The organism is Halorubrum xinjiangense, assembly GCF_049604745.1.
In the GTDB taxonomy this organism is placed as follows: Archaea; Halobacteriota; Halobacteria; order Halobacteriales; family Haloferacaceae; genus Halorubrum; species Halorubrum xinjiangense_A.
In genome coordinates this window covers 3,030,872-3,047,513 of record NZ_CP187140.1, presented here as the reverse complement: position 1 = coordinate 3,047,513, position 16,642 = coordinate 3,030,872, and the positions used below count along the sequence as shown (strand labels likewise).

The following is a 16,642-nucleotide window of genomic DNA, read 5'->3' as shown; positions in this document are numbered from 1 at the left end:
CAGTTGAATTATCTGTCATCGTAGCTGATACGCGGGTCGAGTACGGTGAACACGAGGTCCTCGATGAGGTTCCCCACGACGGCGACGAACGTGAAGAACAGCGTTGTTCCCAGTACGAGGTTCGTGTCCTGTGCGGTTAGCGCCTCGAAGATGAGCCGACCGAGTCCGGGAATCCCGAACACGACCTCGACGAGCAGTGACGATCCAAGGAACAGCGCGAGGAGCTGTCCGACGAGCGTCGTCGAGAGAGGCACGAGCGTCGGCCGCATGACGTGATACGCGTACGCCCGAAGCGGCGATACACCCTTGGCCTTTGCCGTCTTCATGAAGTCCGCGTTCTGGAACTCGGCGGACTCGTTCCGGGAGACGCGCATGACCGCGCCGATCGAACCGGTCACCAGCACGAACACCGGAATCGCCAGCTGAATGGCGTTCTCGACGCTGAAGACCGCGACATCCGTGTTGTAAACGATCGGTATCACCTCCAGCCACACCCCGAAGATCAAAAGGAGGATGATGCCGAAGAAGAAGTTCGGGATGGCGTAGCCGAAGAAGGCGAATCCGGTCGCCGCGTGGTCCCTCCAACTGTACATGTTCGCGGCGGAGTACACGCCGACGAGCGGTCCGAGGATGACCGTGAGGACCGTCCACGGAATGGAGTACTGCGCGGTGTAGTAAAGCGAGTTGCCGACCGCCTCGATGACCGGCTGGCTCCGACTGCTCGACCAACCCCAATCGAGGGTGTACACTCCTTGGATGAAGTCGAAGTACCTGACGTAGAGCGGTTCGTCGAGCCCCCTGAGCTCTCTCGCTCGCTGTGTGGCCTCCGCAGGATCGCCCCCTTGGAGGGCCGCTTGTGTGGCTGCCTGCTGTACGTCCGGATTCGGAGCGGCCGACAGCAGCAGAAACGTGATCGTAGTGATGATTAGCGATACAACTCCTGCCCAGAGAACGCGAGCGGTTACGTACCTTCCAAATCCCATGTTGATATCGTAGAGGACGTGTGGTGGAGGCGAGCCGAGCTACTCCCCGTATCTCCACGCCGGGAGGTTCCAGCCGTTGGAGAAGTTCTCGATGGGACCTTCGAGCCCCTCGCGGTACCCGACCGTATCGTCGGGGAACGCGAGCATGATGTACGGCTGCTCTTCGGCGAGGTTGACGAACAGTTCGACGAGTGCGTCCGCCAATTCGTCCTCTGAGGTCGCCTCTCGCGCGTTCTGGAACAGCTCCTCCGCGTTGAACCCCGGGTAGTAGCCGACGGGGTTGTACAGCGGGTTCGCGCCCTCGAAGAAGACGCTGTTAGTGAGCGGGTTCCGTGGATACGTGTTCAGGCCGAACACGACCTCCATGTCCCACGCCTCGTTTGACGTGACATTGCGCGGACCGGGGTTGGTCGAGGTGGGCTGGGTCCACTCTACCTCCTCGCCGTTCACCGTGTCGACGAGCTCGTCCGGCACGTTGGTGACCTCTCCCTCCTCGTTCGTCTCCGGAGTCGGGTAGTCGGTCTGCGTCCAGTACTCGTTGTTGAATCGGGTCCCGTCGATAGCTTCGACGGACACGTCGATACCGAGGTTCTCACCGAGCTCCTGCGCGATGAAGTCCGCCATCAGCTGCTCGGTGTTCTGCCCGGCGCTGTGATAGAGACTGAGCTGTACTTGGTTTCCGTCGGGGTCGACCATCGTCTCCCCGTCGAACCGGTAGTCGTACTCGGACTGCTCGAACGCGTCCTCGGCCAGCCCGCGAGCCACCTCGCTCCCGTAGTTGTCTCCGACGCCGAACTGCGGGATATCCTCCTCCGGCGGGTAGAAGTTGCTGAACCGCGGCTGCCACGTGAAGTGCGTCTGGGCGAAGTCGCGGAACACGCCCTGAATCAGCCCCTCCTTGTCGATCGCGCAGGCCATCGCCTGCCGGAACGGCACGTGCCGGAACATGTTGCCCGGGCCAGTCGTCCACCCGTTGTCCCGCATATTGAGCGAGATTTTCTCGTTGTACGGCTGCGGGATCCGGTTGACGTATATCTCGTCGTTGTTCTGGTACGCTTCAACCTGATTCGGCGGGATCGCCGCCGAGTCGACCTCTCCCGTCTCCAGCGCACCGAGCCGCGAGGCCTGCTCACTGATCACTCGGATTTCGGCTTCCTCGAAGTACGGCGCCTCGTCGAACACGTCCGGAAGATCGTCCGCGTCTTGGAGGTAGTAGTCGTCGTTGCGGCTGTACCGGGTTCCGCCGTCTCGCTGCCACTCGTCGAGGACGTACGGACCGAGGTTCCCCGAGAACTGGAGTTCGAGCAGCTCCTCGTCCTGTCGAAGCCCCTCGGTGTCTTCCTCTTCGACGTACGGCTCGAGCAGTCCCTGCGGGATCGGGTAGAGCTGCGGCTCATAGCTCTCGGGCCACAGGAGCTGCGGCGTGTTCAGCGTCGCCTGGAACTCGTACTCTCCGGTCTCTTCGACCGTGACTCCGTCCCAATCCGCCGACGCGACCGAGCTCGCCCAGCTGCTCTTATGGACCTCCTGAATGAGGTAGACGAAGTCGCTCGCGGTCACTTCCCCGTAAGGGTCGCTGAATTCGAGCCCCTCGCGCACCTCGAACGTCCACACCTCACCGTCCTCGGTGGACATGTCATAGAGGAGCGGGACGTACTCGTTGTTCTCGTCGAACGTGTACCCCAGATCGAGCGCTCGGGCGATCGCGTTTCCGGCGCCGTTCTCGTCGTTGTATATGGGGTTGAGCGTCGAGAAGGAAGAAGCTGCGGCCGTCGCGTATATCTCCTCTTGGCTGAGTTCGTCCGATCCGTCGGAGCCGTCAGACCCGTCACCGCCGTCGGAGCCGTCGCCGTTTCCGGAACAGCCGGCAAGCGTTACTGCGCCGGCGAGGCCGAGCGCGGAGAGCCATTGTCGCCGGCCGACATGACGGGAATCATCACGATCTTCAATGTCTCGCCGTGGCATACCATGTAGTACGAGTGGGTATATAAAAAACTTCAGACTTCGGGACAGTTGTCGGGGACGATCATCTTACATCCGTTTTGATAATTGGCGGATTCAACGAGGAAACTGAACCACCAACGCATATTTCATCGAGTATCAGAGAGTTTGATGCGAACAGTGTGGTGAAATTTACCTCGATTGCCCAATTTCACGTCGCGCGCGAGTAGCCGACGCTTACCGGAGCGTTTTCCGGAGGTAACAGTTCGGAGCCAGTCGCTCTCCGCCCACCGCAGGAGGGTTTTCAGTCGCCGCGGCCGTCTCGACTGGCGGCGTCGGGCTCGGAGCCGGGAGTCCGCGTCGTGCGACCTGCCTCGGCGCTCCCGTCGGCCTCGCCCGCAGGACCGTCGCCGTCGGCCGCCGCCGACTCCTCGACCGCGTCACCGCCGATCGCCCGCTCGTACCGGACGATCTGTTCACGATGGAGCGAGTGGATCATGTCCGCGAGGAACCCGAACACGAGCAGCTGGATCCCGAGGATCGTGGCGCCGACCGCGCCGACGGCGATGACATTGTGGCTGATACCGAACGCGAGGTACCGATACAGCACGAACGTACCCATCGCCAGCCCCGCCGCGGTCGCGGCCGCGCCGACGCTCCCGAAGTAGAACAGCGGGTTGTTCGTCTTCGCCTTCCGGTACAGCTCTAAGAAGATCACGCCGCCGTCCCGGATCGGATGGAGGTTCGTCGCGGAGCCGCCGGGTCGCTCCCGGTACGTGATCGGGACCACGGCGACCGAGACGCGGTTCTTCACGCACTCGACGGCCATCTCCGTCTCGATCCCGAACCCGTCCGCGGTGAGGTGGAGCCGCAGGAACGACTCGCGGGTGAACGCGCGGTACCCCGAGAGGATGTCGCGGTAGCCCTCGCGGTGGATCGCCCGGAACGCGAGGTTGATCAGGCGATTGCCGATCCGATTGAGCCGGGTCATCGCGCCCGGGCGCATGTCCGCGAACCGGTTCCCGATGACGTGGTCGGCCTCGCCGTCGAAGAGGGGCTCGAGCATCGCCGCGGCGTCGTCGGCGTCGTACGTGGCGTCGCCGTCGGCCATCAGCACGTACGGCGCCGCGACGTGGTCCCGGACGGCCTCCCTGACCGCCTGTCCCTTCCCGCGCCCCGACTGCTCGACGACGCGCGCGCCGGCCTCGCGGGCGATAGACTGCGTCTCGTCGGTCGAGCCGCCGTCGATCACCAAGACGTTCCCGAATCCGGCGTCGCGGAAGTCCGTGACGACGCGTGCGACCGTCTCGGCCTCGTTCATCGTCGGCAACAGGACGCAGACGTCGTCGTGGTCGCTCATCAGACGAGCGATCACGGGGGAGTCGGTAAACTCTGTCCCTCCCGGTCGCCGCCGCGGGCCACCCGCGACGCCAACGCCTCGGGCGGGACCGCACCCGCGGGTGCTGCGGCCACCCACACGCTCATGTATGTGAGCATTGATCGTGGTCGTATGTCCCATCCACCGGACGAACACGCCGACGAACTACTGAGCGCGGCCCGCACGGCGACGGGCGACGAGCTGCGGAGCCTCACGTACTTCACGGAGGAGGCGGTCGAGCAGCTGTACCTCCGAAGCGACCTGAGCCGGACCGCCGACCTGATCGGGTTCGCCGAGAACGAGCGGCAGGGGTTCCACGCGCAGTCGATGTACGCGGACACCCAGCTCGGCGACTACCAGTTCACGGTCCGCGTGTTCGAGAACGGGTACCTCACGCGCGTCATCGCGAACGACCACGGCGTCTGGGTGACCACCGACTCGATGGAGATGGACCGGTTCGAGGAGCTGGCGAGCGCGCTCGCGTCGATCCTCCGGTCGTTTGACCCCGCCTGACGCTCCGTTGCTCGACCCCGCCCGATTCCGCACCGGCTTCGCGACTACGCTACCCGAGGTGGCTCTCGAACTCGCCGACCAGCTCGTCGGCGTCGACGGGCTTGGTCACGTACCCGTCGGCGCCCGCCTTCACCGCCTCCATCATCTTCTCCTGCTGGTCGACGCTCGTACACATCACGATCACCGCGTCGGGCCAGCGCTCCTTGATCGCCGCGGTCGCCTCGATCCCGGTCATCTCCGGCATCACGACGTCCATCGACACCGCGTCCGGCTCATACGCCTCGAAGAGGTCGACCGCTTCTGCGCCGTTTTCCGCCTCGTCGACGACCTCGAACCGGCCTTCCAGCGCGTCCCGGACGACCGTCCGCTGGAAGGAGGAGTCGTCGACCACGAGTACCCGCTCGGTCATATCCGTTCTCTCCGCCTGACAGACATAAGCGCGCGGATCGCTCGGCAAGAACGGACTTCGATACGCGAGCAAGCGCAGGTCACGACCGGCGTCAGTGTGTGACACCCTCTCAACCGCTACCCCTTGTATATTCGATGTAGCATATAATGAACATGGGAACAAGGTTAAGGTCTATCCCGCGATACGGTCGCGTATGGAAACGCGGAAGGTCCAGCGGTTGGGGCCGTCGACGCTGGCGATGACCCTCCCGGCCGAGTGGGCACAGGAACACGGCGTGAACAAGGGCGACGAGGTGTCGCTGCGGATGGGCGGCAAGGGGACGCTCACGGTGCTCCCCGAGTCGGTGAGCACAGAGGAGTCGGAGGCCGTCATCAACGCGGACGGGCTCGACGCGCGCTCGCTCGAACGCGCGATCGTCGCGCAGTACGTGCTGGGGCGGCGCGTGATCCACGTCCGCAGCGAGGGGACCCTCGACAGCGAGCACATCAACGCGGTGTACAAGGCCGAGACCCAGCTGATGGGGCTCGGCGTCATCGAGGAGACCCCGGAGGACATCTCGATCCGCTGTTCGGTCGACCCCGAGGACTTCACCCTCGACAACCTGCTCGAGCGGCTGGAGAACACGGGTTCGACGATGCGCGGCGAGGGCGTGAAGGCGCTCGCGCACGGCAACCCTGACCTCGCGCAGCGCGCGCTCAACCGCGAGCGGCAGGCGAACAAGATCTTCGTCCTCCTGCTCCGGCTCATCTTCACGGCCTACCAGAACCCGAACCTCGCGCGCGCGGTCGGCCTCGAGGAGGGGTTCCCGCTGATCGGCTACCGCTCCGTCGCGAAGAACCTCGAACTCACCGCCGACAACGCGGAGGACATCGCCGAGATCGTGATGGAGGCCGACGGGCACACCCTCGACGTCGACAGCGCGACGATGCGACAGATCCGCGAGTTCACCGACCAGGTGGACGAGCTGACCGCCCTCGCGGTGCGCGCCGTCGTCGAGCGCGACTACGACCTCACCGTCGAGTGTCGTGACCTGTTCTCCCGCTTGGAGGACCGCGAACAGGAGATCCTCGCCGAGCTGCCGGACGACCTGGACAACGAAACGCTGCTGATGACCCGCGAGGTGCTCGTCAGCCTCCAGCACACCGCGGAGTACGCCATGCGGAACGCGGAGATCGCGGCGAACCTCGCGCTCAACGAGGCGTCGGACCACGTCGAGATCATCTAATTGTGTCGCGTCGCCCGCGCCCCGGTCGTCGCCGGCGTCCCTCCGCGGCGGTGGCCGTCGGCCGCCGACCGCATCCGGTGGCCGTCGGCCACCCGCGTCGCGCGGTTCGCATGAACTAAGTGGTCCCCCGCGAAGCGGTTCGTATGAGCGAGGGTTCCATCGAATCGGACAAGGAGGTCGGCGTCGCGCTCGCGCTCGGTGCCGTCGCGGTCGTCGGCGCCGGAGTGATGGTAGCGTACCCGGGGCAGCTCGGGAAAGCGTGGGGATTCGCGGCCGCGTTCGTCTTTGCGACGCTCGCCGTCGGCGCGGTCCAGCTGTTCGACTGACCGACCGATCCACGGCGCGGACCGGTCACCCGGTCCGAACGACGAGAAACCGTTAAGGACGTCAGACGCGTACAGCTGATAATGAGCGAGTACACCGAGGAGGAACAGCGGATCCTCGCGTACCTCACGGACAGCGTCACCCGTGGCGAGCGGTACGTTCGCTCGAAGACGATCGCCGACGCGATCGGGCTCACCGCGAAGCAGGTGGGCTCGCGGCTCCCCAGACTCGCCGAGAAGTCGGACGATGTCGACATCGAGAAGTGGGGCCGCGCCAAGTCGACCACCTGGCGCGTGACCCCGGACGGCTGAGGACGCGGCCGGGCCTCGACGCGCTCGCGTCCCGATGCGCTCGCATCCCGACGCGGTCGCCGCGTTCTCCGAACCCGACTCCGCCGACGCGCATTTTTAATCCCCGTCGCCCCAAACGGGATCGTATGACCGTTCGAGTCTCCCGGACGTTCGAGTTCGACGCGCCGCCGGCAGACGTGTGGGCGTTCATCTCGGACGCGGAGCAGCGCGCGGGCGCCATCAGCGTGGTCGACTCCTTCGAGGTTCACGACGAGCGGAACGCGACCTGGCACGTCGCGCTCCCGATCCCGATGATCCGCTCGACGATCGACGTCGAGACGGAAGAAGTCGAGCGCGACCCCCCGCACCGAGTGAAGTTCGTCGGGAAGTCGCGGGCGTTCCGCGTCACCGGCGAACACGAGATCACGGAGACCGACGACGGCGGCTGCCGGCTCGCTAACGAGTTCGTCGTCGACGGGAACCTCCCCGGCGTCGAGTCCTTCTTCAAGCGCAACTTCGACGCCGAGCTGGACAACTTGGAGGACGCGCTCCGCGCCTCGCTCGCCTCGCCGGCATGAAGCTCGCCGGCGTCCAACTGGCGGTCGAGGGCGGCGCCGTCGAGGAGAACGTGGAGCGGGCGCTCGACCGCATCCGGGCGGCCGCCGACGAGGGGGCCGACCTCGTCGTCCTCCCGGAGCTGTTCGACGTGGGCTACTTCGCGTTCGACGCGTACGGCCGCGCCGCGGAGAGCCTCGCCGGCGACCGCCTCGCCCGATTCGCCGCCGCGGCCGACGAGTGCGATGTGGCGGTGCTGGCCGGAACGGTCGTCGAGGACCTGTCGGCGTCGGCCGCTGACGGGCTCGACGTGCCCGCCGAGTCCGGCCTCGCCAACGCCGCGGTGCTGTTCGACGCCGACGGCGAACGCCGGCTCGTCTACCGGAAGCGCCACCTCTTCGGGTACGGCTCCGAGGAGACGGACCGGATGGTGCCCGGCGAGCGGACGCCGGTGGTCGACCTCGCGGGCGTCACGGTCGGGGTGACGACCTGCTACGACCTCCGGTTCCCGGAGCAGTTCCGCGCGATGGTCGACGCCGGCGTCGAGTGCGTGCTGGTGCCGAGCGCGTGGCCGTACCCGCGGATCGAACACTGGCGGACGCTCGGCCGCGCGCGGGCCATCGAGAACCTCGCGTACGTCGCCGCGGTCAACGGGAGCGGCCGGTTCGGCGACGACGCGCTCTGTGGCCGGAGCGCAGTGTACGACCCGTGGGGCACTGCGCTCGCGTCGATCGGCGACGAGCCGGGCGTCGTCACCGCGACCGTCGACCCCGAGCGGGTCGCGGCGGTCCGCGAGGAGTTCCCCGCGCTCCGCGACCGTCGGTAAGTCCGCCCCCGCGTCGTGGGCCGGTTTTTCGCGGCAACCAACGCGTCCGGTTCGGATCCGAATCTCACACATTTATACCTGTGAGGCACGTACCATCTCTTGCCGAAGACCGACGCTTTTCTCGTTGGAATTCGGCGTTAATCGATCCGCGCGCCCGTCCCGACCACTGGGCGGCGTCGCCGACGACAGCCTGGGGGTCCGCTGTCCGGCCGCCGCCCGTCCGCCTCCCGCCGCTTCGCCTTTCGCCCGCCTCCCCTTCCCACTTCCACCCTTTCCCCCTTCCACCCTCTCCCACTTCCACCTCGTACTGACGAACCCCGGATCGATTCGGGGACGCCGCGGCCGGATTCGCTCCGTCCGGACCCGAGTATCCGTACTGATAACTCGGCCGGTAGGTTCTTACGTCGCTCGCAGGAGCAAGTAAACGCCGCGGACGAATCCGGTCGGCCCCATCCCGTTCCGGGCGGGCCGGCCGGCCACTCGCTTCCACCGTCCGTCGTCCGTCGGCTTGGGTTCGGGTCCACCCGCTCCCACACCGAGCCCGAACCCCTTTCGGTACGTGCCTCGCTCCGCCGGACAGCGGCGGCCAACGGAGCGCGCGGCCGAAGCGCAAGGCCGAAACCCTCGGCCGACGAACCGGCGGTCGAATGTTCCCCCGCGAGTACCGCGGCGTCGCCTTCGTCGTCGGGCTGTTCCTCGTCGTCCAGGTGGGCGCGCTGGCGCTGGTCCCCGAGTTCGCCGCGAGCGGCTATCAGGCGGTCGAGAACCCCGACAATCCCGCCAACAGCCTGCTGTACGTCGTCGCCATCGTCGCGATGACCGGGCTGATGCTCGCGGCGTTCCGGTACGACTTCGACGGGGCGATCCGGCTGCTGATCGTCGGCGTGTCGGCGTGGCTCTCGTGGTACGTGTTCTCCGCGCTCGTCTCGCCGCTCGCGGCCGCCGTCCCCGCGGTCGCGGTCGCCGTCGGCCTGCTCGTCCACCCCGAGTGGTACGTGATCGACACCGCCGGGGTGTTGATGGGCGCGGGCGCCGCCGGGCTGTTCGGCATCTCCTTCGGCCTGCTGCCCGCGCTACTCCTCCTCGCCGTCCTCGCCGTCTACGACGCGATATCCGTGTACGGCACCGAACACATGCTGTCGCTCGCGGAGGGTGTGATGGACCTGAACATCCCCGTCGTGTTGGTGATCCCGCTGTCGCTGTCGTACTCGCTGCTCGACGGCGAGTCGGCTAGCGACGAGGCTTCGGGGGTCGGCGACGAGGCGGATGCGGAGTCGGACGCAGATTCGGAGGATGCCCCAGATGACGAGGACGAGGCCGGCGACCGCGACGCCTTCTTCATCGGCCTCGGCGACGCCGTCATCCCGACGGTGCTCATCGCGAGCGCGGCGACGTTCTCGCCGGCGACTAACCTCGCGGTCCCGCTCCTCGGCGTCAACCTCCCCGCGCTGCTCGCGATGGTCGGGACGCTCGCGGGGCTGCTCGTGCTCATGCGGTGGGTGATACAGGGCCGTCCCCACGCGGGGCTCCCGCTTTTAAATGGCGGCGCGATCGGCGGCTACCTCATCGGCTCGCTCGTCGCCGGTGTCCCGCTTATCGAGGCGCTGGGGCTCGCGGGGTTCTTTTAAATCGATTCGGGCGTACGACGAAATTGTTTATAAACTGCTGATCGACACGAACACCACCGAAGCCCCAGCCGCTCGCTTATAAATGACTGACTGTGGAACGCCGGTGAACACCACCGAAGCCCCAGCCGCGAGGCGGCCAGACGCTCGCTGTGCTCCTCGTCGCTCGCGCTGCTCGCTCCTGCGGTGCTTGCGTCGCCTCTGACCGCCTCGCGGCTGCCCCTTCGAGTCCCGCCCCGCACAGCAACCGCGCCTCACACCTCCCCAGCCTCGTCGGCCTCCCTGCGGTCGGCCGACTCCCTCGCGCGTGCTGTCTCGCGGCCGCCGAAGGCGGCCGCTCGCAGGCACGCGCCACCGCAGAGAAATAACCGCAGAGAAGTTCGTCAGTCGCCGTCCGCGGGGTTCCCGTCGCGCGTCTTCACGGCGACGCCGGATCCCAGTTCCTCGGCCTCCGTACCAGAGAGTTCGGCCCGGCCGACCCCGAATATCGCGTCGCTCTCATCGACGATGAGGACTTCGTCGCCCGGCCGGATCCCGTCGTCGGCCGCGGTGACGAACTTCGCGAACGCGTTGCGCCCCTCGCGCACGAACGGTTCGCTCTCCTCGCCGACAACCATCCGGTGTCGCGGTTCGGGGAACGCCTCGCCGATCCGTTTCCCCCCCGCGAGCCCGAGGGTGAACCGACCGTCGGTACCGTAGGAGACGAGGCGGTTGCCCTCGCTGCTGCCCGGGGTGTCGTCGACGTCGCCGTCGATCACCTGGCGCGGGCGGCCGCCGCTGGACCGGCGCACCGTGAGGGCGTCGTCCGGCGGGAACAGGGCCTCGCCCGCGCCGGCCCCGAACTGGTAGTCCGCGGCGGTCCGCAGGTCCGCGAGCGTGTCGGCATCGGTCATGGCCGCGGTTCTCCGCGCGCGCTGAAAGCGATTGCGACACCGCCCGGGCGCGATATCCTCTCTCGACGCTCCCCAGCGATCTCGACTGGTCTCTCAGCCCAGCACGGGGTACGCCGCGGTGACCTCGTTACCCTCGACGCGCCAGCGATCGGCGATCTCGCGGTACGCCCCCGGATCCGTGACCGAATCCGCCGGGATCGGTTCCGGCGGTGCCTCCCGGAGAGCCTCGATCAGCGCCTCGCGGTCGACCGGATTCGACCCGACGACGCTCCCGGAGAGCAGGTCGGCGAGCCGGTCGGCCGCCGAAACGACCGCCCGCGCGCCCTCGATTCGGTGGCCCAGATCGAGGGCCGCGGTCAGCCGCTCGGCCGCCGCGACGGCGTCGCCGCGCTCGGCTTCCACGGCGCCCAGCGAGGCGAGCGCCTGCGCCTCGACCTGCGTGAACCCGCCCGCCCTCGCGGCGTCGACCGCGTCCGTCAGCGCCGCCGCCGCGGCGTCGCCGTCGCCGCGAGCGAGCGCCAGCCGTCCTCGGATCCGGTCCAGCTCGGCCAGTCGCTTGTGTCCGGCGTGGTCGTCGAGCAGCGACGCGGCACGCTCCGCCCGCCGCTCCGCCTCGGTCAGGTCGCCGCGGTCGATCGCCACCTCCGCCAAGATTCCGTCCACCATCGCGCGCCGCGTGTCGGCGTCGAGCGCGTCAAGCCGGTCGGCCGCAGCCGTCAGGAACCGCTCCGCGCGGTCGAGGTCGCCGGCGAGGTGCGCCGCGCTGCCGAGGTGGCTCAGCGCGAACGCCTCGTACATGTCCGAGCCGATCCGCTCGGCGATGGCCCGCGCCTCGGAGGCGCAGGCGACCGCCTCGTCGACGGCGCCGCGCTGCTCGGCGACCGCAGAGAGATTTAAAAGCGCGATGGCCTCGCGGTGCTCGTCGCCGACCGTCCGGTAGCCGTCGAGCGCGCGCCTCGCCGTCCGCTCGGCCCCGTCGAGGTCGCCGCGCCGCCGCAGCGCGACCGCGAGGTTCGCCCGGACGTTCGCCTCGCCGTGCGTGTCGTCGTAGGCGCGGAACAGGTCGCCGGCGACCCGGTAGTGGTCGAGGACGGCGTCCGTCCCGTCGAGCGCGTCGAGCGCGTTCCCGACGTCCATCAGCGCCTTGGCCCTCGCGATGGGGTCGCCGACCGCGGCGGCGATGGCGTACGCCCGCGAGGCCGCCTCGTAGGCCACCTCGTAGTCGCCGTCGAAGTGCGCCGCCTGCGCCCGCCCCCTGACCGCCGCCGCGAGCCCACCGCGGTCGCCCGCGGCCGCGAACAGCTCCTCGGCACGCTCGTACCGATCCCGCGCCGCGTCGTACTCGCCGCGCCGCCGCGCGACGTCGCCGTACCCGCGCTGTCGCTCGGCGGCGCCGGCCTCGTCGACCGGCTGCCACGCGTCCAGCGCCGCCGTCGCCCCGTCGAGGTCCCCCGCCTCGACGTACATCCGCGCCACCCACTCCGGCGGCCGGTCTCGCAGGTCGTCCGGGCATGCGTCAGGGAGGTCGATCCAAGCGTAGCGCACGCGCCCGTACAGCGGCGCGAGCCGGGGGTAGCGGCGCCCGACGCCGTACACCGCCCGGACCGTCTCCGCCGCCCACGCGCCCGGGTCGCGCTCGATCCGGTTCACCGTCGGCGCGTCCCCGCCGACGGCGCGCCGGACGCGGGCGCGTCGCGCGGGATCGTCTGCGAGCGCGAGAACCCGCGAGACAGCCCGTCCTACGCGCCTGGCGACGACCGGCGCCGGCTCCCGCTCGACCAGCCGCTCTAAGAACAGCACCGACCACTCGTCGTGGACCGCACGGTACTCTCCGTCGCCCGACCGGACGAGGGCCGACCCGACGAGGCGGTCGAGCGCGCGGCGAACGCCGTCGACGGTCGGCGACGGGTCGCGGTCCGCCCCCTCGCCGTCGGTCCCCCCTGTCCCGGTCCCCGATCCCGCGCTCCCGTCCGGGCCGTCGACGAGCGCGTACGCCAGCGTCCGGACATCTGCCACGCCGGCGACGTTGAGGAGGTTCACCAGCACCGCGACGTCTGCGGTCGGCGGCGGGCGGTTCCGGACCTCCCGGACCGCCTCGGCGACCGCCGCCTCCAGTCCGGACTCGGGGCCCCCGTCGTCGCGGCCGGCCGGCGCGTCGCTCGGGTCGGATTCCGTCCCCGACGTGCCGCGGACGCTCTCGCCTCCCTCGCCGACGCCGGTCGCGCCGTCACCGGTCGCGCGGACGAGGCGGTGGACAAGCGCGAGCAGTTCGCCGACGCGCTCGTCGTCGGCGCGCCGCACGTCGTCGAGCAGCGCGGCCGGGTCGGCCGCCGGCGCGGCCCCCGTACAGTCGGCGACGTGATCGACGAACCGCGCCACCTCGCGCTCGTCGAGCCGCGGCATCCGCACGGTATCGATCGCCCGGCGGTAGCGGAGGTGGGCGGGGGAGAGCGGGAGTCCGTCGGGGTCGTCGTACGGCTCCTCGCGGGCGTCGAACAGGAAGGAGACGTCGTCGCGGTCGGCCAGTTCGCGGGCGACGCCGAACGCCTCCGCGGCCCCGGGATCGACGGCGTCCTCGACGACGACGAGGTGGTGACCGTCGCCCTCAGTGACGCGCTCGCGCAGCCGCTCCGTCGCGGAAAACGGGTCGCCGCCGTCGCTCGGGCGGTACGTCACCGGACCGCGACCAGACCGGTACCACTCGACCGCGACGCTCCGGCAGACGGTGCTTTTCCCGCTTCCCGGCGGGCCGACCAGCACGTGGTCCGTTCCCTCGGCGAGGCCGTCGGCGAGCAGCCCGGCGATCGAGTGTCGGTCGCCGTCGCGCACCGTCGTCCTGTCGAGAACGTACCCCGCGTCGACTTCCGGGAACGACGCCGTGGCCCGCAGCGGTCCGTACGGGTCCGGGTCACCGGAGAGCCGCTCCCCGTCAACCGCGTGAAACCCTTGCGCCGAGAGCGCGCTCCGACTACCGTCACCCGAGCCGATCCGCCCGAAAAGCCCGCCGGCGGCGCTCGCTCCCCGCCCGTCCGCTCCGTCGTCTCGATCCGATCGGTCGGACGAGTCAGCGTCCCCGTCGCCCGCCGAGCCGTCGGACCCTTCGGTCTCGGCTCGGTCGCCCCCGGTTCGGTTGCCCTCGGCTCGGTCGCCCTCCGTCCGTTTCGGCTCGGAGCGATCCATCGCCGCGAGCGCCTCGCCAGCGTCGCGTCCGCGGTCGACTAGGTCTCGTACCTCGGTCTCCGCCCACGCGACCGCCTCGGGGTCGGTCGACGCCGCCGCGCCGTGGAGCGTGCCGTCACCGTCGAAGGTGAGGAGCAGCGCGGTCCCGTCGGCCGCGACGACCCCCGCGTCGACGGCGTCGACCGCGGCGACCCGGCAGTTGTCCCGCCGTGCGACGGCGCCAAGGTCGTCCGCGAAGCGTTCGGCCGCGTGTCGGTACGCCCGGTCCGCGAGCGCCAGATCGACGGCCCCGCCGCCGGCGGCCGCGCGCCGGAGCCGCTCCGCGACCCGCGGGTAGGGGAATGCGGGCAGCGCGGCGGCGACAGTGTCCGCGTCGGCCAGCGCCTCGTCGAGAACCTCCAGCGGTCGGTAGGGATCGGGGGCCGCGGCGCGGTACGTCTCCGCCTCGCGGAGGACAGCGGGGTCGATATCGACGTCCGCGCCGAGGGGGTCAAGCACGTCGCCCGCGGCCGCGAGGTCGTCGGCGACCGTCAGGAACTCGCGGTACTCGGTCGCGAGCAGGCGGCCGGAGACCGTCGTCCGGTAGCCGTCGGTCTCGCCGGCGACGAGCCCGGCCGCCTCCAGCTCGTCTATCGCGCGGTTCACCGTCGACCGGGAGTGGCCGAGCGCGTCGACGAGCTCGTGTTTGCGCAGGGGATCCGCGGCGAGCCGTTCGAGGAAGTCGAGGCGGCGCTCGACGACGCCCACGAGTTCCGACGGCTCCGTCATACGTCCGCTCGCACCGACCCAACCAACATAACTGTTTCTTCAGTGAAGACTCTCGCGCGTGGTGGCACAGTGTTTCACGGGGTGAGAATAAGCCGGATACCGACGCAGTGGGGTCCATGAAGGACCGCACGGGCGAGGGCGACGATCCCGGCACGGCGACCGGCCTCGACGAGGTGGAACCGACCGAACGAGACGGAGCGGCGGCGACCGAGGACGCCGAACCGACCTCGGCGGTGGAGGCGGACGCGACCACCGACAGCGCCGATACCGACACCGTCGTGGAGGGTGCCGCCCGCGAACCGACGGACGGCCGATCCGAAACGGGCGCCGCGGATCTGCCGAGCCGCGCGTCGCTGGCCGTCGGGACTGCGCGGACGGCGGCGGACGAACTGGCAGCATGGGACCCCGACGATGTCGACGCCCTCGTGCGGTCGGTCGGCGAGCGGTTGGCCGACAGAGAGACGGTCAGCCGCCTCGCGCGGTCGGCGGCCAACGAGACGGGACGCGGCCATCCGGGTACGAAGGCCGAGAAGGTCGCGACCGCGCTCGACGCCGCTCGGCAGACGCTGCGAGACGCGCCGACCGCCGGCGTGGTCGACCGCGACGGCGCCGCGGGCACGGTGACCGTCGCCGGACCGACCGGCGTCGTCGGCGCGGCGGTCCCCGCGACGCACCCGGTCGTGATCCCCGCGGTCCTCTCGCTGTACGGGCTCGCTGCCCGGAACGCGGTCGTGTTCGCGCCCTCGCCGTCGACCGTGGAGACGTGCGACGTCGTCGTCGAGACCGTCCGCCGCGCGCTCGCCAACGCGGGCGCGCCGACCGGGGCGGTCTCGATGCTTCCCGCGCCGCCCTCGAAGCCCGAGACGGACGCGCTGTTCGAGCGGGCCGACTTCGTCGTCGCCGCCGGCTCCGAGGCGACGGCCACCGCGGGGCAGCGCTGCGGGACGCCCAACGTCGCCACCAGCGCGGACGGCGTCGTCTCCGTCGCGGACGGCTCGGTCCCGGCCGAGGCGGTGGCGACCCGGGTCGCGGTCGGGGCGACCTACGACTTCGGCGCCCACCCCGCGAGCGACGCTGCGGTCGTCACGGTGTCCCCGGCCGTCGACCAGCTGTGTGCCGCGCTCGAAGCCGAGGGCGGGTACGTCCTCGACGCCGCCGAGCGCGACCGCTTCCGGGCGCTCCTCGACGAGGATGAAACGGACGAAAACGCCGAGGCGGACCCGCGCGGGAACTCGCCGCGGTGGCTGGCGGCCGCGCTCGACCTCCCGAGCGCGGCCCGCGAGGCGGCGTTCCTCATCGCCGAGCCCGACGGCGCCGACGACCGGCTCGCGACGCTGTCGGGGATCCCCGCGATCGCGGTCCACGGGCGGAGCGGGTTCGACGCTGCGACCGCGCTTGCCGCCGAGATCGGGTCACCCCACGCCGCGGCGGTCCACACCACCCAGCAGCGCCGCGCTCGGCAGGTCGCGGAGCGGCTCGCTCCCGGCCGTCTCGTGGTCAATCAGGCGGGGATCGCGGCGACGGGCACGCGCTCGAACGGGTTCGAGGCCGCGCCCGTCCTCAGCGGCGGGACCGCAGGGGGGAGCCAACTGTGTGGGGGACTCACGCCCGACCGCCTCGCGCAGACGACGACCGTCGCCGCGACGACCGTCGCGGACGAGGCGTCCCACCGGAACGGGGCGGGCGACACGCTCCGCGGACCCTGAGTCGAGACGATCCGACCCGGCCGCGA

At 69.7% G+C, this 16,642-nt stretch carries 14 protein-coding genes; 8 read left to right on the top strand and 6 right to left on the bottom strand.

All coding sequences use genetic code 11. From position 1 onward, the window contains the following. Positions 1–8: 8 nt before the first annotated feature. From ACOZ35_RS16460 to aglJ, 3 genes are all read right to left on the bottom strand, one after another. Positions 9–983 carry an ABC transporter permease gene (locus tag ACOZ35_RS16460; RefSeq protein ID WP_424014568.1) on the bottom strand — a complete coding sequence of 325 codons (975 nt, stop codon included), beginning with the start codon at positions 981–983 and terminating at the stop codon, positions 9–11. A gap of 39 nt (positions 984–1,022) precedes the next feature. Next, the gene (locus tag ACOZ35_RS16455) at positions 1,023–2,948 is read right to left on the bottom strand and encodes an ABC transporter substrate-binding protein (RefSeq protein ID WP_424014567.1); all 1,926 of its coding nucleotides are present in this window, start codon (positions 2,946–2,948) and stop codon (positions 1,023–1,025) included. A 280-nt stretch (positions 2,949–3,228) separates the two neighbouring features. After that, complete coding sequence (gene aglJ / locus ACOZ35_RS16450) at positions 3,229–4,284, bottom strand: S-layer glycoprotein N-glycosyltransferase AglJ (RefSeq protein WP_424014566.1); 1,056 nt, start codon at positions 4,282–4,284, stop codon at positions 3,229–3,231. 150 nt (positions 4,285–4,434) lie between these two features. Here aglJ and ACOZ35_RS16445 point away from each other — a divergent pair, with 150 nt between their 5' ends. Then, positions 4,435–4,815 carry a DUF7522 family protein gene (locus ACOZ35_RS16445; RefSeq protein WP_424014565.1) on the top strand — a complete coding sequence of 127 codons (381 nt, stop codon included), beginning with the start codon at positions 4,435–4,437 and terminating at the stop codon, positions 4,813–4,815. Positions 4,816–4,864: 49 nt separating this feature from the next. Here ACOZ35_RS16445 and ACOZ35_RS16440 read toward each other — a convergent pair whose 3' ends face one another. Then, positions 4,865–5,224: a response regulator gene (locus ACOZ35_RS16440; RefSeq protein WP_424014564.1), complete on the bottom strand. Its 360-nt coding sequence runs from the start codon at positions 5,222–5,224 to the stop codon at positions 4,865–4,867. 193 nt (positions 5,225–5,417) lie between these two features. Here ACOZ35_RS16440 and ACOZ35_RS16435 point away from each other — a divergent pair, with 193 nt between their 5' ends. The 6 genes from ACOZ35_RS16435 to ACOZ35_RS16410 all read left to right on the top strand — a co-directional run bounded on the left by ACOZ35_RS16435 (position 5,418) and on the right by ACOZ35_RS16410 (position 10,072). Beyond that, complete coding sequence (locus tag ACOZ35_RS16435; protein WP_017342631.1) at positions 5,418–6,449, top strand: phosphate signaling complex PhoU family protein; 1,032 nt, start codon at positions 5,418–5,420, stop codon at positions 6,447–6,449. 143 nt (positions 6,450–6,592) lie between these two features. Beyond that, entirely contained in the window at positions 6,593–6,775 is a 183-nt protein-coding gene (locus ACOZ35_RS16430; RefSeq protein ID WP_424014563.1) for a DUF7525 family protein, read from the top strand. Between the two features lie 81 nt (positions 6,776–6,856). Beyond that, positions 6,857–7,084, top strand: coding sequence for a DUF7123 family protein (locus tag ACOZ35_RS16425; RefSeq protein ID WP_004598402.1), 228 nt, complete (start codon positions 6,857–6,859; stop codon positions 7,082–7,084). Positions 7,085–7,209: 125 nt separating this feature from the next. Further along, positions 7,210–7,641: a CoxG family protein gene (locus ACOZ35_RS16420; RefSeq protein WP_424014562.1), complete on the top strand. Its 432-nt coding sequence runs from the start codon at positions 7,210–7,212 to the stop codon at positions 7,639–7,641. Continuing rightward, complete coding sequence (locus ACOZ35_RS16415) at positions 7,638–8,444, top strand: carbon-nitrogen family hydrolase (protein ID WP_424014561.1); 807 nt, start codon at positions 7,638–7,640, stop codon at positions 8,442–8,444. Before ACOZ35_RS16420 ends, ACOZ35_RS16415 begins: the two co-directional genes overlap by 4 nt. A gap of 647 nt (positions 8,445–9,091) precedes the next feature. Beyond that, positions 9,092–10,072: a presenilin family intramembrane aspartyl protease PSH gene (locus ACOZ35_RS16410; protein WP_424014560.1), complete on the top strand. Its 981-nt coding sequence runs from the start codon at positions 9,092–9,094 to the stop codon at positions 10,070–10,072. Between the two features lie 380 nt (positions 10,073–10,452). Here the strand turns inward: ACOZ35_RS16410 and ACOZ35_RS16405 are convergent, their stop codons facing one another. Then, positions 10,453–10,962, bottom strand: coding sequence for a PUA domain-containing protein (locus ACOZ35_RS16405; protein ID WP_424014559.1), 510 nt, complete (start codon positions 10,960–10,962; stop codon positions 10,453–10,455). A 93-nt stretch (positions 10,963–11,055) separates the two neighbouring features. Then, positions 11,056–14,910: a MarR family transcriptional regulator gene (locus ACOZ35_RS16400; protein ID WP_424014558.1), complete on the bottom strand. Its 3,855-nt coding sequence runs from the start codon at positions 14,908–14,910 to the stop codon at positions 11,056–11,058. Between the two features lie 116 nt (positions 14,911–15,026). Between ACOZ35_RS16400 and ACOZ35_RS16395 the strand changes: the two genes are divergently transcribed. Then, positions 15,027–16,616, top strand: a complete 1,590-nt coding sequence (locus tag ACOZ35_RS16395; protein ID WP_424014557.1) for an aldehyde dehydrogenase family protein — start codon at positions 15,027–15,029, stop codon at positions 16,614–16,616. The last annotated feature ends 26 nt before the right edge of the window (positions 16,617–16,642 follow it).

What these genes read in the sequence shown, in the direction of transcription:
- ACOZ35_RS16460 (WP_424014568.1), bottom strand. Translation starts at nt 983, where the DNA reads ATGGGATTTGGAAGGTACGTAACCGCTCGCGTTCTCTGGGCAGGAGTT.
- ACOZ35_RS16455 (WP_424014567.1), bottom strand. Translation starts at nt 2,948, where the DNA reads ATGCCACGGCGAGACATTGAAGATCGTGATGATTCCCGTCATGTCGGC.
- aglJ (WP_424014566.1), bottom strand. Translation starts at nt 4,284, where the DNA reads ATGAGCGACCACGACGACGTCTGCGTCCTGTTGCCGACGATGAACGAG.
- ACOZ35_RS16445 (WP_424014565.1), top strand. Translation starts at nt 4,435, where the DNA reads ATGTCCCATCCACCGGACGAACACGCCGACGAACTACTGAGCGCGGCC.
- ACOZ35_RS16440 (WP_424014564.1), bottom strand. Translation starts at nt 5,224, where the DNA reads ATGACCGAGCGGGTACTCGTGGTCGACGACTCCTCCTTCCAGCGGACG.
- ACOZ35_RS16435 (WP_017342631.1), top strand. Translation starts at nt 5,418, where the DNA reads ATGGAAACGCGGAAGGTCCAGCGGTTGGGGCCGTCGACGCTGGCGATG.
- ACOZ35_RS16430 (WP_424014563.1), top strand. Translation starts at nt 6,593, where the DNA reads ATGAGCGAGGGTTCCATCGAATCGGACAAGGAGGTCGGCGTCGCGCTC.
- ACOZ35_RS16425 (WP_004598402.1), top strand. Translation starts at nt 6,857, where the DNA reads ATGAGCGAGTACACCGAGGAGGAACAGCGGATCCTCGCGTACCTCACG.
- ACOZ35_RS16420 (WP_424014562.1), top strand. Translation starts at nt 7,210, where the DNA reads ATGACCGTTCGAGTCTCCCGGACGTTCGAGTTCGACGCGCCGCCGGCA.
- ACOZ35_RS16415 (WP_424014561.1), top strand. Translation starts at nt 7,638, where the DNA reads ATGAAGCTCGCCGGCGTCCAACTGGCGGTCGAGGGCGGCGCCGTCGAG.
- ACOZ35_RS16410 (WP_424014560.1), top strand. Translation starts at nt 9,092, where the DNA reads ATGTTCCCCCGCGAGTACCGCGGCGTCGCCTTCGTCGTCGGGCTGTTC.
- ACOZ35_RS16405 (WP_424014559.1), bottom strand. Translation starts at nt 10,962, where the DNA reads ATGACCGATGCCGACACGCTCGCGGACCTGCGGACCGCCGCGGACTAC.
- ACOZ35_RS16400 (WP_424014558.1), bottom strand. Translation starts at nt 14,910, where the DNA reads ATGACGGAGCCGTCGGAACTCGTGGGCGTCGTCGAGCGCCGCCTCGAC.
- ACOZ35_RS16395 (WP_424014557.1), top strand. Translation starts at nt 15,027, where the DNA reads ATGAAGGACCGCACGGGCGAGGGCGACGATCCCGGCACGGCGACCGGC.